Source organism: Streptomyces sp. NPDC088387 (genome assembly GCF_044753385.1).
Lineage (GTDB): Bacteria > Actinomycetota > Actinomycetes > Streptomycetales > Streptomycetaceae > Streptomyces.
This window is the reverse complement of record NZ_JBIVNC010000025.1, coordinates 1-23,161: the sequence shown is the minus strand read 5'-3', so window position 1 is coordinate 23,161 and position 23,161 is coordinate 1. Positions and strand designations below refer to the sequence as shown.

Annotated in this window: 17 protein-coding genes and 4 pseudogenes; 15 read left to right on the top strand and 6 right to left on the bottom strand. The window is 68.2% G+C overall.

Annotated features, from left to right (window positions below):
- Window positions 1–64 precede the first annotated feature (64 nt).
- From ACIQAC_RS39290 to ACIQAC_RS39275, 4 genes are all read left to right on the top strand, one after another.
- Window positions 65–235, top strand: coding sequence for a hypothetical protein (locus ACIQAC_RS39290; protein WP_402200273.1), 171 nt, complete (start codon window positions 65–67; stop codon window positions 233–235).
- A gap of 224 nt (window positions 236–459) precedes the next feature.
- On the top strand, window positions 460–1,263 hold the full coding sequence (locus ACIQAC_RS39285; protein ID WP_402200271.1) for a BTAD domain-containing putative transcriptional regulator: 804 nt from the start codon (window positions 460–462) through the stop codon (window positions 1,261–1,263).
- A gap of 24 nt (window positions 1,264–1,287) precedes the next feature.
- A complete protein-coding gene (locus ACIQAC_RS39280) occupies window positions 1,288–3,114 on the top strand; it encodes an ABC transporter ATP-binding protein (RefSeq protein WP_402200268.1) in 1,827 nt (608 codons plus the stop codon).
- Entirely contained in the window at window positions 3,114–4,958 is a 1,845-nt protein-coding gene (locus tag ACIQAC_RS39275) for an ABC transporter ATP-binding protein (RefSeq protein WP_402200265.1), read from the top strand. Before ACIQAC_RS39280 ends, ACIQAC_RS39275 begins: the two co-directional genes overlap by 1 nt.
- On the opposite strand, the gene ACIQAC_RS39270 is transcribed toward ACIQAC_RS39275, so the two are convergent.
- A complete protein-coding gene (locus tag ACIQAC_RS39270; protein ID WP_402200262.1) occupies window positions 4,921–6,141 on the bottom strand; it encodes a cytochrome P450 in 1,221 nt (406 codons plus the stop codon). The genes ACIQAC_RS39275 and ACIQAC_RS39270 overlap by 38 nt on opposite strands.
- 217 nt (window positions 6,142–6,358) lie before the next feature.
- On the opposite strand from ACIQAC_RS39270, the gene ACIQAC_RS39265 reads away from it, so the two are divergent.
- On the top strand, window positions 6,359–8,143 hold the full coding sequence (locus tag ACIQAC_RS39265) for a carbamoyltransferase (RefSeq protein ID WP_402200259.1): 1,785 nt from the start codon (window positions 6,359–6,361) through the stop codon (window positions 8,141–8,143).
- A gap of 452 nt (window positions 8,144–8,595) precedes the next feature.
- On the opposite strand, the gene ACIQAC_RS39260 is transcribed toward ACIQAC_RS39265, so the two are convergent.
- Window positions 8,596–10,452, bottom strand: a complete 1,857-nt coding sequence (locus ACIQAC_RS39260) for a BTAD domain-containing putative transcriptional regulator (RefSeq protein ID WP_402200256.1) — start codon at window positions 10,450–10,452, stop codon at window positions 8,596–8,598.
- Window positions 10,453–10,962: 510 nt separating this feature from the next.
- On the opposite strand from ACIQAC_RS39260, the pseudogene ACIQAC_RS39255 reads away from it, so the two are divergent.
- Window positions 10,963–12,649 (top strand): annotated as a pseudogene (locus ACIQAC_RS39255) (ISAzo13 family transposase).
- A 113-nt stretch (window positions 12,650–12,762) separates the two neighbouring features.
- On the opposite strand, the gene ACIQAC_RS39250 reads toward ACIQAC_RS39255, so the two are convergent.
- Entirely contained in the window at window positions 12,763–14,079 is a 1,317-nt protein-coding gene (locus ACIQAC_RS39250) for an MFS transporter (protein WP_402200254.1), read from the bottom strand.
- Between the two features lie 89 nt (window positions 14,080–14,168).
- Here ACIQAC_RS39250 and ACIQAC_RS39245 point away from each other — a divergent pair, with 89 nt between their 5' ends.
- Window positions 14,169–15,149, top strand: a complete 981-nt coding sequence (locus ACIQAC_RS39245) for a winged helix-turn-helix domain-containing protein (RefSeq protein ID WP_402200252.1) — start codon at window positions 14,169–14,171, stop codon at window positions 15,147–15,149.
- A 19-nt stretch (window positions 15,150–15,168) separates the two neighbouring features.
- Here the strand turns inward: ACIQAC_RS39245 and ACIQAC_RS39240 are convergent.
- Together ACIQAC_RS39240 and ACIQAC_RS39235 are read right to left on the bottom strand one after the other, a co-directional pair.
- A pseudogene (locus ACIQAC_RS39240) lies at window positions 15,169–15,874 on the bottom strand (IS5 family transposase); the annotation flags it as partial.
- Window positions 15,865–16,269: pseudogene (locus ACIQAC_RS39235) on the bottom strand (transposase); the annotation flags it as partial. The pseudogenes ACIQAC_RS39235 and ACIQAC_RS39240, both read right to left, overlap by 10 nt.
- 353 nt (window positions 16,270–16,622) lie before the next feature.
- Here ACIQAC_RS39235 and ACIQAC_RS39230 point away from each other — a divergent pair.
- The 7 genes and pseudogenes from ACIQAC_RS39230 to ACIQAC_RS39200 all read left to right on the top strand — a co-directional run.
- Window positions 16,623–16,859, top strand: a complete 237-nt coding sequence (locus ACIQAC_RS39230) for a hypothetical protein (RefSeq protein ID WP_402200249.1) — start codon at window positions 16,623–16,625, stop codon at window positions 16,857–16,859.
- 225 nt (window positions 16,860–17,084) lie between these two features.
- Window positions 17,085–17,474, top strand: a complete 390-nt coding sequence (locus ACIQAC_RS39225) for a hypothetical protein (RefSeq protein ID WP_402200246.1) — start codon at window positions 17,085–17,087, stop codon at window positions 17,472–17,474.
- Window positions 17,475–17,806: 332 nt separating this feature from the next.
- Window positions 17,807–18,274, top strand: a complete 468-nt coding sequence (locus ACIQAC_RS39220; RefSeq protein ID WP_402200243.1) for a hypothetical protein — start codon at window positions 17,807–17,809, stop codon at window positions 18,272–18,274.
- Window positions 18,275–18,423: 149 nt separating this feature from the next.
- Window positions 18,424–18,930: a hypothetical protein gene (locus ACIQAC_RS39215; RefSeq protein WP_402200241.1), complete on the top strand. Its 507-nt coding sequence runs from the start codon at window positions 18,424–18,426 to the stop codon at window positions 18,928–18,930.
- A gap of 171 nt (window positions 18,931–19,101) precedes the next feature.
- Window positions 19,102–19,257, top strand: a complete 156-nt coding sequence (locus ACIQAC_RS39210; protein ID WP_402200238.1) for a hypothetical protein — start codon at window positions 19,102–19,104, stop codon at window positions 19,255–19,257.
- Between the two features lie 145 nt (window positions 19,258–19,402).
- A complete protein-coding gene (locus tag ACIQAC_RS39205; protein WP_402200237.1) occupies window positions 19,403–20,515 on the top strand; it encodes a hypothetical protein in 1,113 nt (370 codons plus the stop codon).
- A 90-nt stretch (window positions 20,516–20,605) separates the two neighbouring features.
- Window positions 20,606–21,725 (top strand): annotated as a pseudogene (locus ACIQAC_RS39200) (transposase); the annotation flags it as partial.
- Here the strand turns inward: ACIQAC_RS39200 and ACIQAC_RS39195 are convergent.
- Window positions 21,612–21,905: a hypothetical protein gene (locus ACIQAC_RS39195; protein ID WP_402200377.1), complete on the bottom strand. Its 294-nt coding sequence runs from the start codon at window positions 21,903–21,905 to the stop codon at window positions 21,612–21,614. The pseudogene ACIQAC_RS39200 and the gene ACIQAC_RS39195 overlap by 114 nt on opposite strands.
- Window positions 21,906–22,269: 364 nt before the next feature.
- Between ACIQAC_RS39195 and ACIQAC_RS39190 the strand changes: the two genes are divergently transcribed.
- Window positions 22,270–23,070 (top strand): enhanced serine sensitivity protein SseB C-terminal domain-containing protein, encoded by an 801-nt coding sequence (locus ACIQAC_RS39190; RefSeq protein ID WP_402200236.1) that lies wholly within the window; start codon window positions 22,270–22,272, stop codon window positions 23,068–23,070.
- The last annotated feature ends 91 nt before the right edge of the window (window positions 23,071–23,161 follow it).

Genomic DNA, 23,161 nt, shown 5'->3' with positions numbered 1-23,161 from the left:
AGGTCTCCGCCCGGCGGCGGGATCGGACCGGTCCGAGAAGAAAAGACTGGAAAGGGGAATTTCTGTGGGTAAGTTCACGATCCGTGATGTGTCCGAGTCCGGCTGGGAGTCGCTCGTGGTGACCGCCCTGACGGGCATCGAGGACAGTCCTGGCTGGACCGACTGCTGGCCGACCGGTGGCACCAGCGGTGCGTGCTGCACGACATCGCCGGCTGCGCCCGAGCCAGGCGTCTGAGCGACCATGCACTGAATAGGGGCGGTATTCCGGATTTCATGGGATCTGGAATACCGCGCTCCGCTGTGTTGTTCACGGTGCCGTGGCAAGGGGACGGCAAGCCGACGGCTAGAGCGTGCTGCCAGCATTGCGGCCGTTGAATCTATTTGCCGAATCGGCGTGTTGAGCGCTTCGGAACGGCAGGGCGTGCAGACCGTTTCGCGAACAGCGGGGAGGTTTTTTCGGTGTCAAGGAACTTGACGTTCGAGATTCTTGGTGTGGTCGAAGCGCGGATCGGCGCTGATTTCGTCCGGCTCAGCGGGAAACAGCGGTCTCTTCTGGCCGTGTTGTTGCTGCAGGCCAACTGTACGGTGACCAACACGCGCCTCATGGACGCCGTCTGGGGCCGACCGCTGCCTGTGGCCCCGGAGACACGGGTGCGCACCCTCGTCTCCGAACTGCGGCGAGCACTGTCCCGCCACGGGTTCGACGGGATCCAGACCAAGCCCTCGGGATACGTGATCCGCGTCGAGGAGGGCCAACTCGACCTGAGCGTCTTCCTCGCGAAGGTCCGGCAGGCGCGGGAGGAAGCGAGCAACGGGGTTCCGGACGCCGCCCTCCACGCGTACGACGAGGCCCTGGCGCTGTGGCACGGTACCGCCCTCACCGGGGCGAGCGGTCCCTTCGTCGACGCCGAGACGGCTCGTCTGGAAGAAGTCCGGATGACCGTGATGGAAGAACGCTTCGGTGCTCTGCTCCAACTCGGGCGCCCCGCCGAAGTGGTGACCGACCTGAGCCGACTCGTCCTCCTCCATCCCTTGCGCGAGGGCCTGCATGCCCAACTCATGACCGCCCTCTACCACTGTGGACGCCGCAGTGAGGCGCTGGATCTGTACCGCTCGCTGCGCAGACGGCTGGTGCGGGAACTGGGCATGGAGCCCCTGGCGGAACTGCGCGACCTGCAACAGCACATGCTCAGCAGTGCACCGGTCCCGCACCCGGCACTGCACGACCACCTCACCGGTCCGGTACACGCGCGGCGGCGCTGAGGGCGGAGAGGGCGGAACAGCGCTGTGTTGACGAGCCTGCTGTACACCCCAGTCCGCCGACGCCTCCCTTCGCTCGCCCTGATCCTGGCGCTCCAGCTGACCCAGACCACGGCCGCCCTGTTGCTGCCGACCCTCAACGCCGACCTGCTCGACCGGGGTGTGGTGCCCGGTGACGTCGGCCACATCCTGCGCACCGGGGCTTGGATGGCCGCTGCCACTGTGTTGCAACTGGTGGCTTCCGTCGGTGCCGCCGGGCTCAGCGCCCGTGCCGCCCTGGACATCGGCAGGGAGCTGCGCGCGGCAGTCTTCGGCCGGGCCCTGGCCGGCGCCGCGCACGAGGTGGACCGCATCGGTGTGTCCTCCCTCGTCATGCGCACCACCAGTGACGTCCAGCAGGTCCAGATGTTCTGCCTCACCGCGTGCACGGTCATGGTCACGGCACCCCTGATGTGCATCGGCGGGATCGTGATGGCATTGCGGCAGGACGTGGCGCTGTCCGGGGTCGTAGCGGTGGTGGCACCGCTGCTGGCACTGGCGGTGGCGTTGACCGTGCGTCGGACCCGCCCGCTCTTCCGGGATCTGCAGTACCGCCTCGACGTCACTCACCGCCTCCTGCGCGAGCAGATCACCGGCGTGCGGGTGATCCGGGCCTTCGTCCGGGAGGACCACGAGCGCGCGAGATTCGACCGGGCCAACACCGGCCTGCTGGACGCGGCGCTGCGGACTGGGCGTCTCATGGCGGTCCTGCTCCCCGTCGTCCAGCTGGTAGTCAACGCCTCCACCGTCGTCGTGGTCTGGGCCGGCGGACACCGCATAGCCGACGGCACCCTGCGGGTCGGCGCCCTGACCGCCTTCCTCACCTACCTTGCCCAGATCCTGACCTCGGTGATGGCGGCGGGTTCCTTGTTCGTCCTGCTGCCCCGTGCCGAGGTCAGTGCCGAACGGATACGGGAGGTACTGGACCTGGCACCAGGCCCGTCCCAGACCGCCGGACCCGGCACACGGCTCCCGCGGACCGGACCGCGAGGGCCGGTTCCCCCTGCCGCGTCGGACCGCATCGCCCCGCCCGGCGCCGGGCATCGTAAGGCTCGGGACCACCCTCCTACCGGGCACACGACACAGGCTCTGGAGCTGGGCGGCGTCGGATTCCGCTATCCAGGTGCCGAGGAGCCGGTGCTTCGGGACGTCACGCTGAGCGTGCGGCCCGGCGAAGTGATCGCCGTCACCGGATCCGCCGGGGCCGGCAAAACCACGCTGCTCGGCCTGATGGTGCGCACGTTCGACCCGACATCCGGCGCCGTCAGGCTCGGCGGCACGGACGTCCGTGCTCTCGGCCGGGCGGAGTTGGCGGGCGCCGTCGGCTATGCGCCGCAGCAGCCCCACCTCTTCTCGGGCACAGTCGCCTCGAATCTCCGGTACGCCAAGCCCGACGCCGGCGACGAGGAACTGTGGCGGGCGCTGCGCACGGCCTGCGCCGACGCCTTCGTGACCGGGCTGCAGGGCGGCCTCGACGCCCCGGTGCTCCAGGGCGGGACCAACCTCTCAAGGGGACAGCGGCAGCGGCTGGTCGTCGCCCGGGCGCTGGTGCACCGGCCGGCTGTCTGCCTCCTCGACGACCCCTTCTCGGCGCTCGACCAGGCCACGGAGGCGCGGCTGCGGACGGCCCTGGCCGGTGAGGCGATGACCGCAGTGGTTGTCACTCAGCGGGTCTCGGCTCTGCGGGCGGCCGACCGCGTCGCGGTGCTCGACGAGGGCCGGCTCGTCGGCGTCGGCCCGCATGGCGACCTGCTCGACTCCTGCCCGACGTACCGAGAGATCGTGCTGGCCTCGACGAGCGGGGAGGCCGTCTAGTGGCCGCTGGCAGCGACGGTTCCCGCTTCCGAGCGGCGGGGCAGGCGTCGTCCCCCACGTTCCGGCGGACCGCCATCCGCCTGCTCGGCCTGCTCGCGCTGCGGCGACGGCCGGTGCTGCTCGTGCTGGTCCTCGGTGCCGCCACGGCCGGATTCACTGCGCTCGGACCGAGGCTTCTCGGACATGCCACCGACCTCGTCGTCGACGGATCGTTCGGTGCCCAGGCTGCCGTCGGCGTCCCGTTCGGGTCTGTGGTCCGGATCTTGGGCTGGGCGCTTCTCGTCCATGCCGCCGCCGCGGTCTGCGCGCTGCTGCAGGCCCGGGTCGGCGTCCGGATCATCGGCCACCTCGTGCACGACCTGCGCGCCCGCGTGGAACGCAAGACGGCGCACCTGCCGCTGAGCCACCACGACGGTCGGCTGCGCGGAGACACCCTCAGCCGGGCCGCCCACGACGTCGACAACATCGCACAATCCCTGCAGCAGACGCTCGGACAGTTCGTCGGGTCCACCCTGACAGCGGTGGGTGTCGTCGTCATGATGGCTTGGACGTCGCCGTTGCTCACCCTCGTAGCCCTCGTCACGGTGCCGCTCTCCGCGACCGTCGTGGCACGCTTGGCCCGGCGCGCCCAGCGGCAGTTCAAGGCTCAGCGCGCCGCCATGGGCGCGCTGACCGCGTACGCCGAGGAGACGTACTCGGGACACGCTCTGGTCACCGTCTTCGACCGCCGAGAACAGGCAGAGCGGCGATTCGCCCGGCACAACGCGGACTTCCACCGGGCCGGCCTGAAGGCCCAGTACGTTTCGGGCCTGATCCCGGTGGCGATGGCCGCGGCAGGGAGCCTCACCTTCGTCGCCGTCGCCGTGGTGGGCGGGCTGCGGGTGGCCGCCGGTGCCCTCACCATCGGCACGGTCCAGGCGTGCGTACAGTACGCCCGGCTGCTGGGCCAGCCGCTCGGCCAGTCCGCCGGCACGGCCAATCTCGTGCAGTCGGCGGTGGCCTCGGCCGAGCGGGTCTTCGAACTGCTCGACGCCGAGGAGGAGCTGCCTGATCCGCGGCCGGCGGCCCTGCCCCGGCGGCCGGTGCGCGGCCACGTGGTCTTCGACCGTGTCACCTTCTCCTACGACCCCGCACGCCCCCTCATCCAGGACCTCTCCCTGACGGCCGAACCGGGCACCACGACCGCCCTGGTCGGGCCCACCGGAGCCGGCAAGAGCACCCTGGTTGACCTGCTCCTGCGCTTCCATGAGGTGCACGACGGGCGCATCCTTCTTGACGGGACGGACACCTCGCGGATGCCGCGCGGCGAACTGCGCGGGCACATCTGCACGGTCCCGCAGGACACCTGGCTGTTCACCGGGACTATCGCCGAGAACATCGCGTACGGCGGCCCGCGCGAGGTTACCCGGGAGCAGGTGGTCGCGGCGGCCCGCGCCGCCTGCCTGGACCGGCTCGTGCGCACCCTGCCGCGCGGTTACGACACGCTGATCAGCGAGCACGCCACACAGCTCAGCGCGGGAGAGAAACAGCTCATCACCATCGCCCGCGCTTTCCTGGCCGACGCCCCCGTTCTGGTCCTGGACGAGGCGACCAGCGCCCTTGACGCGCGCACCGAGGCGCTGGTCCAAGAGGCGATGCGAGAACTGCGCGCGGGACGCACGAGTCTGATCGTCGCGCACCGCCTCGCTACGGTCCGCGCCGCCGACACCGTCCTGGTGATGACGGACGGCCGTATCGTCGAACGGGGCCGGCACGCCGAACTGCTGGCCGCGGGGGGCGTCTATGCGGGCCTGTACGAGGCCGGGTTCAGTCCTTCAGGACACAGCGCACCGGAAAACGCTTGAGCCCTCCGGAGAACGTCGTCGTCAGCCGTACCGGCGGGCCCGCGACGGTGGCCGACACCATGCGGGGGAGCAGGGCGGCGAAGAACTCCTCGATCTCCAGCCGGGCCAGCGAGGCCCCGAGGCAGTGGTGTACGCCGTATCCGAAGGCGAGTTGCCGGTTCGGCGTCCGGTGCACATCGAACCGGTGGGGATCGGGGAAGACCGACTCGTCGCGGTTCGCGGACGGATAGGACAGCAGTACGGCCTCGCCCGCGCGGATCAGCACGCCGTGAAGGGAGTGGTCCACCCGCGCCGTACGCATGAACGCCTTGACGGGGGTGACCCAGCGGATCATCTCCTCGACGGCGTCGGGCAGCCGGGCCGCACCGTGGCGCAGCGCATTCAGCTGACCGGGGTGCTCGGTCAGGGCCAGCAGTCCACCGGCGACGGTGACGCTCGCCGTGTCGTGCCCGGCCATGAGGAGGATGACGAACTGCGACAGCACCTCGTGGTCGTCGAGCAGCCGTCCGTCCACCCGTGCGTTGGCGATGACCGACGCCAGATCGTCCCTGGGGCGCGCGCGTCGGTCCGCCGTCAGAGCCAGGAAGTAGGTGTAGAACTCGCGCATGGCCGCGGTGCGTTGCTCCTGTGCCATGGACCGGCGTGCCGCGGGAGTGAAGCGGCGTACCGTGGCGGCCTCGGAGTCGTCCAGCCCTAGCAGGACGAGCAGCACGCCGAGTGCGTAGACGTCCGCGACCTCGCCGACGAACTCGCAGACCTCCCCCTGCCGCCCTGCCATCCGGTCCACAACCCCCCGGGCCAGGTCCCGGATCTGTGGCCGCAACGCGGCGACGGCCTGCGGGGTGAACCTGGACACGGTGACCGCGCGCATCGCTTGGTGCTCGGGCTCGTCCAGGTACGCCAACGGGCGCAGCAGCTCCTTCCGCCCGCCTCCGGTGCCGGAGGCGACGGCTCGGGCCGGGGCCAGCATCGGCCGGGGCCCGTTCAGGAAGACATCACTGCGTCGCTCCACCTCTCGGATGTCGGCATGGCGGGTGACGGACCAGAAGGGGTGGTAGCCGGGAGCCGTCACCCAGTGGACCGGGGCCTCTCGGCGCAGCAGGTCCAGAGCCTGATGCAGACGGTCCTCGTCGGCGTAGGCGGTCGGGTCGGCGAGGGCCACGCCGGCTTCGGCGACGGACATCGGCACCGGAATTCTCCCCTGAGCGTCGAGAAGCAGCGGCCCGGACTCCTGACGTACGGAATGCGCGACCGTGACAGGTCACCTTACTATGTCAGGCCGGATGCGCCTCAGAAATGGCGACATTTCCTTTCGATACCTCTTTCGTATGCGCCACGTACATCACGTGAAGAGAATTGGGGGAACGTGCCGTCAGGGGTCCGAGAGGGGGCGGAATTCGGTGATCGTGGTCGGCTACAACGGATTCACGAGGAGCGCGGAACTCTTCGCGAAGCTGTACGAAGCCACAGGCGTGGACCGCCACCAGCTGATCGGACACGATGCCTCCGCTGCCCTCGTGGTGGACGGCGAGGTGGTGGCAGCTGTCGAGGAGGAGCGGATCAGCCGTGCCAAAAAGACCTCCGATTTTCCCGTCCACGCGATCCGCTGGTGCCTGAAGCAGGCCGGAATCGGCCTCGACGACGTCGATGTCTTCGCCTTCCCGTGGCGGTTCGCCCCGGAGGTCGTCGACCGGATGATCCGGGACATCGCGGACGGTGGAATGCCTGTCGTGGCTAAGCTCGACCAGCTCGGCCGGGTCGGGGAGCTCTACACGGGGATGCTCGGCCGGGCTGCCGTGCACGCCGACTTCATGAGGCGGATGGACTACCCGCTCGACCCGAACCGTCTCGCCTTGGTCCCGCACCACACGGCGCACCTGATGTGCGGCGCCTACCTGGCCGCCGTGCGCGACGCGGCCTTCCTGATCAGTGACGGCCGGGCCGAGACCCACTCCGCGGTCATGGGTGAGTTGCGAGGCGGCGTCATGCGCGTCTTCGAACGGGGCTCCGTCGGCATGGACGATTCCCTCGCCATGGCCTACGGAAAAATCACCCGTTACCTGGGTTTCGTCCCCAACAATGACGAATACAAGGTGATGGGGCTCGCGGCCTACGCACCCCCGCCGACCCACAATCCCCTCCTGGTGAACGCGGTACAACTGAACGAGGACGGCTCCTACCGCATATTCATCCCGGGGGATAAGGAAGTGTACTATTCCTTCTTCGACGCCCTCTTCGGAGGCGACAGCGAAAAACGCGAGGATTTCGAATTCCGAGTCAAGGTGGCCGGGCTCGCCCAGCACATGGTCGAGGCCGTGACGGCGCACCAGGTCAGGGTGCTCGGGGCGGCCACGGAGTTCGACACGCTGCTCTTCGAGGGCGGCCTCGCCCTCAACTGCGTCGCCGGCACGAAGATGCTGCAGAGATCGTCCTTCGCGGCGATAGAAGTCGGCTTCGGTGCCAGCGATCCGGGCGTGTCCATCGGCGCGGCGGTGCACGTGGCGGGCCTGCCGGAGCATTCCGCGGCCACCCGCACCCCCTATCTCGGCCCCTCGTACGACGACACGGAGATCCTTGCCGCTCTAGCCGAGCACCACGACGATGTCGAATGGGCCGAGCTGGACGTGGCGCAGCTGACCGCGCGGACGGTCGAGCTGCTGACCGGGAAGAAGGTTGTGGCCTGGTTCCAGGGGCGCACGGAGTACGGGCCACGCGCGCTGGGCAACCGCAGCATCCTCGCCGACCCGCGGTTCCCCGACATCAAGGACGTCATCAATCTCAGGGTCAAGCACCGCGAGCCGTTCCGGCCCTTTGCTCCCGTCGTGCTCGCATCCGAGGCCTCGCGCCTCTTCGACCTGGGCAAGAAGACCGTGTCCCCGTACATGACCTTCGTCTTCCCCGTACGGGCCGAGTACCGGGACCGCATCCCTGGCGCCTGTCACGTGGACGGCACCGCTCGCATCCAGACCGTCGACGACGCCGCCAACCCCGAACTCGCGGCCCTGTTGCACGCCTTCTCCGCGAGCACCGGTGTGCCGTGTCTGCTCAATACGTCGTTCAACGTCGCCGGGGAACCGATCGTCTGCTCTCCGCGGGACGCGCTGCGATGCTTCCTGAAAACGGAGATCGACCACTTGGTCATGGGCCACTTCATGGTCGCGAAGAGGAGTGGCCGGGATAGCTGAACACCGCGACCCCTGGACCGTGTTCTCCGGCTCCCGGCCCGCGCCTGCGCAACGCGACCGGCGAGACCACCTGGTTCAACGGGGCACAGTACTCCGATCACGGGCCGGGCCCCGGACTCCCGGGCGAGCCCCGCACGGTGCTCGACGGAAGCGGACGCGACACCAGGCGCCTGGCGGTCCGCGGCGCCCATTCGGTGGATGTGGGCTTCTCCCCTGTTCTGATCGGCGAGACCCGTGAGCGCTGGGGCGACGTATCCGGCGTGCGCGGGCCACCAGGGCGGGCAGGCCGCACCGTTCGGTCAGCCGGGTCATGGGGATGAGCCCGGCGTGCGCGATCAGATCGGATCATCGAACGCGTCGAACAGTTCCATGGGCTGCGGGACACTTTCACTTCACCCATCATCACAGGTCAGCGGCCACCTCTTCTTGTTACTCCGTCCACAGTCCCACCATCATGCGGTGGATCGAGGCTGAACACCGGGTGATGCAAGCTGCCCGGGATCAGGTTGTACGGTCCGGATCCCCCTGGCCGTATGGGTGTCGTCCGTGGCGAGGAGCCGCGCGTACTGCCAGGTCAGTTCGTCCAGATGGAAACGGCCTGCTCCGTCGACATGCACCAGGTGTTCCGCGAAGAGGAGGTCGAGCAGGTCAGACACCCGCCCCCGGGGCAGACCCGTCAGCTGCTCCAACGCCGACCGGTCGGCCACCGGAGCGGACAGCGATCCGAGGGCGCGGAAGCACACTTGTGCCTCGTACCCGAGCCGTCGAAAGGACAGGTCGAGTGAAGACCCCACCGACAATTCCCGGTCGCCGGTGATCGCCAGACACCCCAGGCGGTTGTCGGTCCGCAGCGCCCAGGCATGGTCCGCGATCCGGCACCGTGGGTGCATCAGCAGGTTGGTCGCGGCGATGCGCAGCGCGAGCGGCGAATGCCCGCACAGCGAGGCAAGGGCCGCGGTGGCCTGGGGCTCCGCCTCGGTACGGTCGGCACCGATGACGTGTCGGAGCAGCTGGTGTGCGTCGCCGGGTGGCAGCGGGCCGAGTTGAACCATCCCTACGTCGGCTGTCACCAGTAGGCTGCTGAGCCGGTTGCGGCTCGTGACCAGGGCGAGGGAACCGGGAGCAAGGGGCAGTAAGGACAGCGCCTGCTGCGCGGAGACAGCGTTGTCGAGGATGAGCAGACTCGGACTGCCCGACAGCTTGCTGTGATAAAGCGATGTCAACTCGGTCATACCATGGGGTATCCGGTCGGGGGGCATCCCGCGCCGGGTCAGCAGGGTGCGCAGGGCCTCGGCCGGGGAGAGGACGGGGCGGGTCGAGTAGCCTTGCAGGTCGACGATCTCCAGCCCGCCCGGGTAGCGGCCCTGGTGTCGGCGGGCCCACTCCAGGGTGAGTGCCGTCTTGCCGTGCCCGGCGGCGCCCACGATCGCGACCGCGGAGACAGAGTGCCGGGCGCCTTGCGACAGTTCCAGGATCCGGTGCAGCTCGGCTTCCCGGCCGGTGAACCCCGCAGCCGAGGACGGGAGGAACGGGACGGGCGGTGCCGCGTCGGCTGTCGTCGGGTGTCTGCTCCGCTCCGCAGACATGGTGACCGTCTGCCGCCACCGAGCACCGATCAGACCGCGCAGCCAATCCTCCGGTGTCCCGTCTGCCAGCAGGATCATTTCCTGCGCGTGCCGCAGGTCGGGACCGGGTTCCAGCCCGAGATCGGTGGCCAGCCGGGCTCTGGTCTCCTCGTAGACACCCAACGCCTCGCTCCGCCGCCCGGAGCGGTACAGCGCCCCCATGCGTAACAGGGCGATGCTCTCGTTGTGCGGGTGTTCCTGCACCAGCTGGGCCAGGTCCTCCAGCAGGCCGCTGTGCTGACCCAGCGTCAGCCTTGCCTCCGCCCGCAGAGTGACCGCCGACAAATACATGTCGTTCAGCCCCCTCCCCAGACGGTTCACCAGCTCCTGCGGCCCGTCGCTACCCAAGATGGGGCCCTGCCACTCGCCGAGGGCGCGGTCGAGGAGCGCGGTGCATTCCGCAGCGCTGGACGCGAGGTCTGCACGGCGAGCGAGAGATCGGAAACGGTGGACATCGACGCGCTGGAGATCGCCGTGCAGCGCGTACCCGGAACCCTCGGACACGATGGTCGGTTCCTGGGTGTCGGCTTTGATCCCTTGGAATAGTCCGCGCAGCCGTGAGACGTGTGCGTGGAGACTGGCCCTGGCGCTGGTCGGCACCACTTCACCGCTCCACAGCAGTTCGATCAGCCGGCGCGTCGGGACGGAGTGTCCCATGTCGAGGAGGAGCAGCCCGAGCAGCAAGCGCTCCCGCCGCCGACCGATCTTGACTGGCACACCATCTAGGCGGACGTCTATCCGCCCTAGTAGTTTGAAGTCTCCCCGGCTAAGATCCATTTGGCGATCATGGCCCGTCAAGTGATCATTCGCAAGGGCATGCACGAGCAGCCGGGGCATTTTGAACCGAAAATTAAGGGGCTCTATTCGAGGATTTAGCGAACGTATGTGCCGCAGAAATAGCCGTGGACGATGTACGGCTGTCATCGGCGGCGAAAGAGCCCGCGGGTTTCGAAGGCGTGTCGGCCGGGCCGCGGGTCCGCATGTGTATTCGGAGGGCCGCGTTTGAGGGGGAAGCTGGCCAGTTTCTTCGGGGATTCGGTTCAGGCAAGTGCGACGGCAGGAGGACAGCTCGATGCGGTCGCGGCGACCGGCGAGCATGGCACGGACCGTGCGGGCCCGGTACGCGGAGTGGCTACCTTAGGGCGTGCAGATCTTTAACTCGTAGCTTTCCGCTCGGTGGTTCGTTGGTCTGGCATGAGCGAGTTGGAGGGGCAACGGGCCGTGCTGGCAGGCAAGTTCGGGGCGATTCTGCCGCACCTCGACGAGCGGCAGCGTCGTCTGTTGATAGGGGCGGAGGCCCAGTCCCTCGGTCACGGCGGGATCAGAGCGGTCGCCCGTGCCGCCGGTGTCCGTGAGGCCACAGTGTCTGCGGGAATGCGGGAACTCGACTCCGGGAGAGGCTCCGTTGGGACGCATTCGCCGGCCCGGCGCCGGCCGTAAACGCGTCGTCGACCGGAACCCAGCCGTTCGGGAGGCACTCCTCACGCTGGTCGAGCCCGATGTCCGTAGAGATCCCATGTCGCCGCTGCGCTGGACCACCATATCCATGCGCAAGCTCGCCGAGCGGCTGACCCGGCAGGGCCACCGGATCTGCGCGGATATGGTGGGCGATCTCCTGCGCGAGGAGGGCTTCAGCCTGCAGAGCAAGGCCAAGACCCTGGAGGGCAAGCAGCACCCCGACCGGGACGCACAGTTCCACTACCTCAATGAGCAGGCCAGGGATCACCAGGACGGCAGGGATCCGGTGATCAGCGTGGACACGAAGAAGAAGGAACTGGTCGGCTCCTTCAAAAACAGCGGCCGTGAATGGGAGCCGAGAGGCGAGCCGGTGCGGGTCGACACCCCACGACTTCCCCGACGGCCAGCTGGGCAGGGCGGTGCCCTATGGCATCTACGACGTCGCCGCAAACACCGGCTGGGTCAACGTGGGCACCGACCACGACACCGGCGCGTTCGCTGTCGAGTCAATCCGGTGCTGGTGGAACGGAGCCGGGCAGGCCGCCTATCCCGCGGCTGGCCGGCTGCTGATCACCGCCGATGCGGGCGGCTCCAACGGGTATCGCACCCGCACCTGGAAGATCGAACTCGCCCGGTTCGCCACCGAGGCCCACCTGGCGCTCACCGTCTGCCACCTGCCTCCCGGCACTTCGAAGTGGAACCGGATCGAGCACCGGCTGTTCTCCCACATCACTATGAACTGGCGTGGCAGGTCCCTGACCAGCCACGAAGTCATCGCCGAGAGCATCGCCGCGACCACCACCAAAACCGGCCTGACCGTGCACGCCGAACTCGACACCAATCCCTACCCCACCGGCATTCAGATCAGTGACGACGAGATCGCTGCCCTGCACCCGGCACCGCTTCCACGGCGACTGGAACTACACCCACCACCCCCAGCATCCGCTGGACGCGACGGCGGCCAACTCCACGTCAGACCAGGCCCCGGCGAACAGGCCGCATCGCCTCACGAAGCGTTCGCTGCAGGACCCTGAACTCACTGGGATGACCCGCCAACAGCTCAGCGAGCTCATCGACGCTGACTCCCGCGCTGGAGGTTCAACGCGAGTGTGTGCTCCGCGCGCGTCGCGGTCACGAGCGTCTGGTGGCCCCCGGCACAGGCGCCAAAGCCAAGCTCACCCCAGCCGACCGGATCCTGGCAACCGCGCTCCACCTGCGTAAACTCGCCACCATGGACCTCCTCGGCCAACTCTTCGGCGCCACCGCGATGACCATCAGCCGCGCGAAACAGGAGGTCCGCCCACTCCTGGAAGCACACGGCCAACACATCAACCCCTCAACCGCCCGCTTCCGCACACCAGCCGACATCGCGACGTTCCACGCTTCCGACCCCACCCAAACCAAGGCCAAAAAGACGAGTTAAAGATCTGCACGCCCTTAGGACTCTCAACGCAATGAGCTATCGGGAATGGCTGCCTGTCAGAGAGACGTAAGGGTGGCGTGCGTGACGACTCGCGGCCGACCCGCTTGCGACGGTTACTGCGCAGGAGAACCACAGGCATGCTGTTCGGTGCCGTTCTCTGATCCCTTTGAGTAGTTCGGGACGGGGACCGGGGAGGCGGGTGGGTGCCAGGTGAGAATCCAGCTGGCGGTCAGCGCCGCCGCGCCACCTGCGAGGGCGATCGCGCCGCCTGTTCCGATACCTGCGGCCACCGCGCCGAAGCAGGCCGGCCCGACGCCCTGCAGCGTCATGCTGCCGGAGCCGAGCAGACCGAAGGCCTGGCCTTGGCCATCCTGCGGCAGGGCGTCCAGGAACGGCCGTTGCAGGCCGAGACCGTAGGCGAATCCGAAGCCGCAGAGCAGCAGCAGACAGGACGAGACGCCCACTCCGGGCTCGGCAGCGAAGCCGACCAACGGCAGTCCCATCAGCGCAATCAACGGGACTACCAGTCGCTCCCGGGTGGGCGGCCGTAGCAGTCGACCCACCAGAAGGTCACCGACAAGCATGCCGACCGGCAGACTTCCCATCAGCACCGCGTACCAGCCGGGCGCGAAGTGGCGTCCTCCCGCGTAGGCGACGAGCAGGCCTTCCGCGCCCGCTACGAAAGCGGGCGGTAGCCACTGCGCCAGCATCAGTCGTCGCACCGTGCGTCCGCGCAGTAGCAGGCCGGCACCGTGCAGGCTTGCCCGGACGGCCCCGTCATCGCCCCGAGCGCTGCCGGGTGTGCCGCCGAACTCTCCCAGCTGCAGCCGGGGTAGCCGGATGCGGATAGCGAGCGCGCAGCCGAGGTAGAGGGCGGCGCTTACCGCGAGCGCTCGGTGCGGGCCGAGTACCGCGACGACCGCACCTCCCAGCGCCAGACCGAACAATTGCGCGCCGGAGGCAGCGATGTTGTTCAGTGAACGGCCCAGTACATAGGCGTCGCCCTCCAGCGACTGCGCGACCAGCCGACTCGATGCGCCGTGAAACACCGGTGTAGCGAGGGCGACCAGCGCCACGACACTGAGGCTTGCCGCGATCGGCATCCGCACCAGGGCGAGCAGCAGGGCGGCGGCGCACGTCAAGGTGTAGCCGCCGGTGATGAGCTCGCGGGGCGGCAGTTGGTCGGCCAGTGAGCCCAGCAGCAGCGAGCCGAACAGCTGCGGGATGAAGCTGATGCCGAAGGCCAGTGCGCTCAGCAGCACGGAGCCGGTGGCCGAGAAGACCAGCACTGAGAACGTGGTGATCCGCAGCGCATCCGCAGTGATCGCGACTATGCGGGTTGAGAAGAGCAGCCGGAATCGTGGCTCGGCCAGCACCTCCCGGTAGGTGGCACGGTGGTTGCCCTGCGCGGGTTCGGCGGTTGGGGTCATGACGCTCAGCCTCGCCGTGCGCCCACACCACTCACCAATGATTCGTCGCTCGACGAATCGGAAGGGACGTCCTGCGGTAACGTCGCAGGGTGCTCCGCTTAGATGTCTCCGTCGAGGCCCTGCTGCGCAGCCGCTTCGCACTCTCCCCCGCGATGGACCTCTGTTTCCTGCTGCGCTCGCTCGCCGGCCAAGACCGGCCACTGCCGCGAGCCTGGGCCACCCGGCTCCTACCGGCCTTCGAACGGCTTCGCCGCGAGACCGAACTCAACGCCGTCCTCGCCCTGCACAGCCCCCAATCCGGACCGAACTTCGTCGCCCCGCCCCCGCGCGGCCTCAACCAGACCTGGGCAGACGACCTGGCCATGATCCGGGCCACACCGCTGGAAGCGGCCCGCCACGAATTCGTCACCACTGCAACCGGCCCGTCCGCCCGCGATCCACGCGTACGCGCAGTGCTGGACTCAACGGACGCCGTCTCCAGGATCGCCGAGGCGATGGACCAGGCGTGGCACGAGCTGCTCGCCACGGACTGGCCGCAACTGCGCGCGATCTGTGAGCGCGACGTCGTGCACCGGGTGGGGGTGATCGGCGAACACGGATGGGTCACGACCATCGAGAGCCTGCACCCGAGCATCGCCTGGCAAGCCGGCGGTATCGAGATCGTCCACTTCCCCCAAGTCGGAACAGTTCGCCTTGCCGACGACGGGCTCCTGCTGATCCCTTCGGTCTTCGTCGCGAATATCGCCGCCCACCTGGAAGACCCCTGGCCCAGGACCTTGATCTATCGTGCCCGCGGCACCGCCGCCCTGTGGGGCGAACAGGAGAGCGTCCCCCGACCGGATGCGCTGACCGCCCTGGTCGGCCGGGCCCGAGCCCGGCTGCTGTTGGCGCTGGACGCCCCGGCCAGTACCAGCCACCTCGCCCGAAGCCTCGCCATGACACCCGGTGCGGTAGGAGACCACTTGGCCATCCTGCGAGGCGCGGGACTGCTCGTCCGCGCCCGGTCCGGACGGTCGGTGCTCTACCGGCGCACCCCGCTCGGCGAGGCACTGGTCGGCGGTACGGGCTGAGGGCTGAGATCAGCACTGTTTTTTTAAGGCGCCGCCAGCAGATGACTGCGCAGCCGAGGGTGAGGAAGGCCTGGTGGATGTCGGCGCGGATTTTCCAGCGGACACGCAGTCGGCGAAACCAGCGCAGAAGTGCGAAGGCCGCTTCGACGACCCAGCGGTTCTTGCCCAGGCCGCTTCCGTGCTCGGTGCCGCGCCGGGCGATGAGCGGGCGGATGTCCAGCTCACGGACCTGACGGCGGGAGACGTTGTGGTCGTAACCGCGGTCGGCGTAGAGGATGGCCGGGCGCTGGCGGGGACGTCCGCGCTTGCCGCGGATGGGGGCGGTACGGCAGGGGCAGGAGCTGGGTGACGTCGTTGCGGTTGCCACCGGTCACGGTGGCGGCCAGGGGTATGCCGTAGACGTCGACAATGACGTGGTGCTTGCTGCCCGTCTTGCCCCGGTCCACTGGCGAGGGCCCGGTGGCGTCCCCCCTTCAGGTTCCGAAGGTGGGAGCCGTCGACGGAGGAGCGGGACAGGTCCAAGGCGTCGCCAGCTCGGAGCTCGGAGCTCGGAGCTCGGAGCTGGCGAGTAGGAGATCGCGCAACCGCTGCCACACGCCGGCCTCCTTCCAGTCGCGCAGCCGACGCCAGCAGGTCATCCCGGAGCCGAAGCCCAGCTCCTGCGGCAGGATCGCCCACCGGATCCCCGTGTACAGCACGAACAAGATCCCGCACACCTGCCGTCGGCGGCTGGACTGTCCGCACCGGCCAACTCCCAGACTCGGGTCCGTACTTCGGCTCGCGCTGCGCGGATCGCGGGGAGCGCCTTCGGCCCGGCTGCGGCGAGGGCGTCGATGAGCCGGGAGACCGTCGAGTCGGATGCCACCGGGCCGAACACGTCGGGCTCGGCCGGCAGCATGGCGACATCGGCGAGGCAGTCCCCGCCCAGAGCCGTCGCGAGCGCGATATCCAGCAGGACCTTGCCCGAGTCGTGCACCGTCCGCGGCTTGCGCCATGGCGTCAGCGCCGCGGATATCGCAGTGTCCAGGCCGGACTTGCGGACTGTCTCGACCAGCAGCACCGACCCGGCCTGTGAGACCACTCCGCTGCCACCGCCCTCGACGCGGACACGCGGGTACATCCCGATACGCTTACTCACCTGGCGAGTGCTTCTTTCCGTGCAGCCAACAGTATTCTAGACAAGTCACATCGTTGCATTTCAGAGGCAGTCTCCGCTTATTTGATCAAGAGTGGACGGGCACGCTCATGAAAGCGCGAGTTTAGATCCGTGCTTGTGCTCGTGAGCGTGCGCCAGCGAAATAGTCCCTGGTAACCCCGTTTGACTGACGGCCGATCACGGGTTGTGTTGCTTGGCCTCGGCGAAGCAGATCCAGGGCATTGCCTGATTTTGATTAGTCCGGTTCGCTGGCCTTGTGAGTGACGTGGCGTTATATCCGTTGCGCGGCAGGGGTCCGGGAACGCAGAGCAGGCACGGTGCTGGAGCAACTGGGCTCCGCGACTGCTCCTCTTACCTCACACGATGTCGCTGAACTGCGACGTTTCCTGATCCTGGCCGTCGAATCCCGCGATGCGCGAGGACTGTGGGGTTCGGCGCTCGCAGTACTGTGCGCAGCCGTCTCGGCGCTGTTGACCGGAGCTCGCTCGCTCATCGCGATCAAAGAGTGGATCACGGACGCCGGCTTCGCTGCCGATCCACTCACCGGTCTGTGACCGGTGCCGCACGCCGCGACCGTGCGTGCCTGCTGCAGCATGTGGACGGTGACGCGCTGGACGCGGCCATCAGCTCGTATCTGCAGGCCGGAACTCCCCGGCCGAGCCGGAGGCTCAGAAAAAGCCAGTACGACGGGAGATCACGGGCGACGGTAACCGGGTCTGCGGATCGCGACCCCGGGCGGTCGTGGCGATCCAACTGCTGGCGGTGATGGACCACCCGGCGTGGTCCTGGCCCAGTGGCAGGGCGCTCCCAAGAGCAACGAGATCCCCGCCTTTGCGCTGCTGCTGGGCGGCCTCGAGCTGGAGAACGCAGTGGTGATCGCCGATGCCCTGCACACCCAGCACGGTCGCGGGGCTTATCTGACCAGTCGCGGCGCGCACTACGTGGCCCTCGTGAAGAAGAACCATCCAGGTCTGTACGCCAAAGTCAGGAAGCTGCCGGGCGGGACATCCCACTCGGGCACCGCTCTCGCGAGCACGCTCAGCACCGGTGATGAGATCCGCCGGCTCAAGGTCGCCGCGTTCAGCCAACTGGACTACACCGCCGCCCGTCAGACGACCCAAGTCGTACGCTGGCGGCGCGACGTGAGCACCGGGAAAGCTGACCATTGAGCGCGTCTACCTGATCACCAGCCCGAGCGGTTTCGACGCCACCTGCACCGAGCTCACCACCTGGATCAGAGGCCACTGGGGTATCGGGAACCTCACCACGTGCGGGGCCGCACGTTCCGCGAGGCCCACTCCGAGGTCCGCCCTGACACCCCGCGCCGCGCCATGGCCTCCCTGCGCAACCCCGCCATCAGCGTGCAATGAACGTCGCCCTCCGGATACGAACGGCATACGCTTTCCGTACTCGGTTCGCAAATCTGATAGACAGTCGTCTGGTGGCTCGGATAGCTTCGAACTCGATTGCGTATGCGGACAAGGAATGGTCCGGAAATTGCGTGAACAAGTATGAGGGAATGTGGATGGCCGAGGGGGTTGGGATCATGGCGGCGCGGGGAGTGCGAATGGACCCGGACGTGATATGGCAGTCATTGACGAAGGTCTGCCGAATCACGAATCTCCTGCCCTCGAAGGCGGACCACGAACTGTTGGAGCGCGCCATTTCCGCCATTCGGGGCGACTGGCTCCCGGCGGGTTTGGGTGGAAACCAGCTCGATGCGCACACGCGCCGCTCACCTGCCCGCCAAAGCTTTTCGGCTCCGGAATTGCTGGCCGCCATTGGTGACGTCGTGGGCCAGATCGAAGGAGCACGCGGTGTTAGCTGCGCGAATACCGAACCCTCGCACACGCTGAATGTCCACAACGACGGTGACTTCTACCGGGCGAGGCAACAGGACTGCACCTACCGGGACTTCAGCCCCGGAGCGCAACGGCATCGTCTTCCTCCTGCCTCACACGCTGCATGAGGTCAGACACATCGTCCGCCTCAGTGGTGGCTATTCCGAGAGCCGGTTCGCCATCAACGGCTGGCTGCGCCGGACCAGTGCATCCTGAGGTCACGGTCCCGGAGAGGGGCCGCACGCGGGCCGAGGCGGCCGGAGCCCTTGACGCGGCGGTGCCTTTCGTCGACGCGATGCAGGCCTACGGCGCCATGGCGACCGTGTTCGGCCGGGTGACGACAGCATGGGCCGGCGGAGATATCGTCGGCACCGGAATCACCGGACGCCGTATCTCCGAACGGCGCACCGCGCGGGCGGCCGTGCTCACCGCCTTAGTAGTGGCAACGGCGCTGCTTGCCATCGCCGCAATCGATAATCTGTCCGGCTTCTTCGTCCTGACCTCCCTGGCCCGTGCCGCCGAAAGGGAGTTCAGCGTCACCCGCCAGACCACTCTCGGGCCCGTCATCGACCACGCCGGCCAGGGGAGTGCGGCAGCCGCGCAATGCGTGCTTCTGAACACCGCCACCGTCTTGGCACTGAATGAGCGCGGGCCTCGTCGCCACGCTGGTACAGGCCCGCACCGTCTACGCCCTCGCCGGTCGCCTACTCCTGCTGGCCCTGGTGGCTCCATGGCAGGGCCGAATCCGCCCAGATGCTGGCATCCGATGCCGAGCGCGGCGTGACGGGGCTTCCCGCCGCGCTCCTGCCCACAGACTGATCCGCCGCTCCCAGGCCGCGGATCACGGCAGACCTGACACCACAGCCTCATCTGTGGCTCTGAAAGGACCTGCCTGTACCACTGCACACCCCGCACCATTCCGTATTAATCAACCCATGAATAAGGGGAGTTTGTCATGACGACTCTGGAAATGCGTCTGCAGGCCTTGAATGAGGAATTGGCAAAGGCCGAGCCGAGCGCGATCCACCAAGACCTGGCGCTCACGGGTGGGGACATCCTGTCCGACGACAACCTGCCGGGCTTGTGGCAGATCCCGCCGGCCGCCTGCTGACGCAGCCGTACACCCGGGGGTGGGGGGGGGGGGCGGCCCCCCCCCCCCCCCCCCCCCCCCCCCCCCCCCCCCCGGGGGGGGGCCCGCCCCCCCCCCCCCCCACCCCCGGGATGCACCACACACCCCGAGCCCAAAGGAGTCACACGTGACGACCGCATCTCCCGAGACAACCATCGACGCTGGCGTCCTGAAGGGCGTGGACACTCTCCTCGACGGCTACGCTCAGCTCACCTCCACCGACACCCTGCTGGTCATTTACACCCCGGACTGCCGGGAACAAGCGTCTCTTCTCGTTCTCGCCGCCCGCGACCGAGGGGTGGCCACCACGGCACTCGGCATGGCTCCCATCGAGGACCCCGGCTTCCACGAGCGCCTCAAGGCCGCCCTGCCGTCCCGCGACAGCCTGACCGGCCGCCTGGTCATCATCACCATCGAACGCGACACCATGTCGCACGCCCCCATCCTGCGCCACGAGGTCGACGCCTACGGCGACCAGGTCCTGCCAATCCGCATCATCAACGGCGGCTGGGACTTCTTCCGCCTCGCCCTTGGCCCGGACCCCGCGGAACTCAGCGCCATCAATGCCGGCTTGCTCCACCGCTTTCTCGCCGCCAAGCACCTCGCGGTTACCACCAGCTCCGGCAGCGAACTCGAAATCACCCTGGACAACGACCGCTACCGCTGGCTGAGCAACCGCGGCGTCTGGCGCCCCGGCCACTTCGTCATCCTCCCCGCCGGCGAGGTCGCCACCTACCCGGCCTCGGTCACCGGCCGCCTCGTCGCCGACGGAGCATTCAACGTCAACAAGGCCGTCCAACTCGATGCACGCCTAGGTGAGAACCCGCTCACCGTCGACCTCAAGGACAGCAACGTCGTCTCCTATTCTTGTGCGGACGAGAAGATCGCCAAGCTCTTCGAACGCTGCATCCAGATCGACCATGGAAACCACGTCGGTGAACTCGGTTTCGGTACGAACACTGGCATCGACGACTTCATCGGCATGAATTCCCATATCAACGAGCGTCATCCCGGTATCCACCTCGGATTCGGCCAGCACGGTCAGCCCCTCGATGTCGTGGACTACTACGCCGACATCCATTTGGACCTCATCACCACCGACGTCACCATTCACGTCGACGGCGACCCCGTCCCCCTCACGTCCCACACGCTGGCGCCCAGCACTCTTCCGCACCCCACCAACGTGAGCGACGAGGACATCGACAGCAACTGCTGCGGTGCCCGAACTCCCCATGAGTGAACGGCGTTCCAGCTACTACGCCATCTCTTGACTTGTAGCGATGGGGCTTTTCTAGGGTCCTGGTCGTCGCGGGGAGGTAGCTCCCTCCAGGTGTGGAGGCGTGTCGGGTTCTACCCGGGTGTCCGTACCGACGGCGGTGGGCGTGGGGCGGTCTCCCGGGCCGGGCGGTGTGCTGGTGGTGGAGACGATCCGTAAGGCCGGTCTGGATCAGGCGATTTCGGTGGCATGGGGCCGTGACGCAAGCCGCGTGCGGTGCATGATCCGGGCAAGATCCTGCTGGATGTCGTGCTTGCGGTCGTGTTCGGCGGGGACTGCATGGCCGATGTGTGCATGCTGCGGGCCGAACTGGCCGTGTCCGGGCCGGTGGCCTCCGATCTGTCGGTCACGGGTGGTCGACGCGTCGGCAGCCTCGGGAACCGTGCGCTGACCGGACTGGGCCAGGCCCGCGCTCAAGTGCGCGAAACGTGTGGGCGTTGGCTGGTGACGCGGCGCTGGCGCGGCCGGGCAGGCGGTTGTGGAGCTGAACGGGGTGCTGTTGATCGCGCACTCCGAGCAGCAGGATGCGGCCGCAACCTGGAAGGAGACGTTCGGGCACCATCCGCTGATGGGATTTGTCGACCACGGCCGGGGTGGGCTCCGGGAGCCGGTGGTCGCCCTGCTGCGGCCCGGGAACCCGGGCAGCAGCAACGCTGCCGACCACATCGAGGCCGCCCAACTCGTCCTGAAGTAGCTGCCGCACAAGTACCGGCGCGGACGACGGAGGTTGATCCGCACCAACTCGGGCGGGGCACCCACGAACTCGTCGACTAGCCGTCCGCCCGCGGCCGGTGGCCGCCTTACTCGGTCGGAACGACCATCCCCACCCTATTCGCCAGACGGTCCTCAAGGTCCCGGCATCGGCCTGGTCGCGGCTGATGCGCTGATCGTGCGGAAGGGACGGTCGCACCCGGTGCCCCGTTGTGCTTGACCGACACCGACGGGATGCGGCTGACCTGCTCGCCACCAATACCGAAAACGTTCCGATCCCGGCACTGGGACTCCGGCACCGCCGGCGGGCCCGTGCCGAGGATCCATCCGCGCCGCCTGCGCCACCGGCCTACGCACTCCCCTCCACGACGCCGCACAGAACCAGATCTGGCTGGAAAGCGTCTGGACCGCCCTCGATCTGCTCGGCTGGATGCCCATGGTCGCCCTGACCGGCCAAGCCCGCCGGTTGGGTGCGTGCCGGGGTCAGGTCCCGCAGGGCGAGGTCGGCGTTCGTCGTCGCATCCCAGGTGGTGGTCTCGGTGGGGAACGTCCCGCGTTGCTTCATGCTCGAGGTGCGGACGCAGGCTTTCGCGTCCTTCTTGCTGATGTCCAGCCCGGCGCATCGTTCGTGCGGCACGTCCATGGCCTTGCTCCCTCCCGCAATGCCGGACGGTCAAGCAGTACGCCGTTCCGGGAGGGCCAGGGGGGAACAGGATTCTGACGCCTCAGCTCACGGCAACACTCCACGGTTCCCGTGGGCGGCCCTCACTACCCTGCTGACCCGCGAGCTCACCGTCATCACAGAAGCCTGGGTTGCGGCCGGGCCGAAACCCACCAGCCTCACGGCCCGGCATCAGCCCACGTCAGGGCTCACAAGGAGCACCTCGGTGCACGCCACGGGATTTACCACGACCCAGGCGGGCTCGCGACGGCGAACCACCCCGAGCTCTCCGGCCCTTAAGCTGGTTTCATATCTGGGGCAACCATCAAGAGGGGGGCGGCACAACGTGAGCGCCAGCGGAACCGGCACCGCGACCGGCACGGTCGAGCACATGCTGCGTCAGGTGACGCCGGGGCGCTACGACGCCTTCGAGGCGCTGCTGCGCGCGCTGGCAACACCGTCCGCCGGTCAGATCTGGATGCTGCTGTGGCACGGTCAGGCCGGCTCGCCCGACGCCCAGTACGGGAACATGGAGGTCGACGGCTTCTCGTACGCCCCGTGCGTCACCTCCGCCCAAGAGCTGTCGGCGAGCGGCTGGAACCGGTCCTACGAAGTGGTCGACGCGCTCGACGTGGCCCGCACCCTCTACCCCGACCACTACGGCCTGTGGCTCAACCCGCACGCGCCGGGCGGCGGTGTCGGCATCCCCTGGCTGGATCTGCGCCGCATCGCCACCGGCCTGGACCGCCAGCCGGCCGGTCCGCTGCGGCTCGGCGAGCCCGCCATCGAGATCCCGCAGTTCTACGCCCTGCTCGCGCAGAACGCGCACCGCACGCCCGCGCTGCGCTCGCTGCGCCGCGCCTGGGTGCAGCCCGCGCTCGGGGCGCCGTATCTCGCCATCGGCCTGGACGTCTACGACACCTCGCCGACCGCCGTCGACGCGGTGCGCGCGATGATGCAGCAGTCGATCGGGGCGTGCCCGGACGGGCTGCCGGTCTCGACGGTCGCGATGTCCGACGAGTACTGCCCCGTGGCGATGTGGATGCGGGCGAACGCCCGCCCCTTCTACGACCGTGAGGCCCATGCACCGGCCCCGGCGCAAGCACCCGGGGTCGGCTATGGGTATCCCGACCCGGGCGCCTTCTAGTGTTCTGAGTCGGGAATTCTGTTCATATGTGTAGGCTTGCCGCATGGCACGTACGGGGCGGCCGATGGCCGAGTTGACGCTGTCGGATGAG

Bases quoted from the DNA above. Each gene is read 5' to 3' on its own strand.
- ACIQAC_RS39270 (WP_402200262.1), bottom strand. From the start codon at position 6,141: ATGTCCGTCGCCGAAGCCGGCGTGGCCCTCGCCGACCCGACCGCCTAC.
- ACIQAC_RS39250 (WP_402200254.1), bottom strand. From the start codon at position 14,079: ATGACCCCAACCGCCGAACCCGCGCAGGGCAACCACCGTGCCACCTAC.
- ACIQAC_RS39210 (WP_402200238.1), top strand. From the start codon at position 19,102: ATGACGACTCTGGAAATGCGTCTGCAGGCCTTGAATGAGGAATTGGCA.
- ACIQAC_RS39195 (WP_402200377.1), bottom strand. From the start codon at position 21,905: ATGGACGTGCCGCACGAACGATGCGCCGGGCTGGACATCAGCAAGAAG.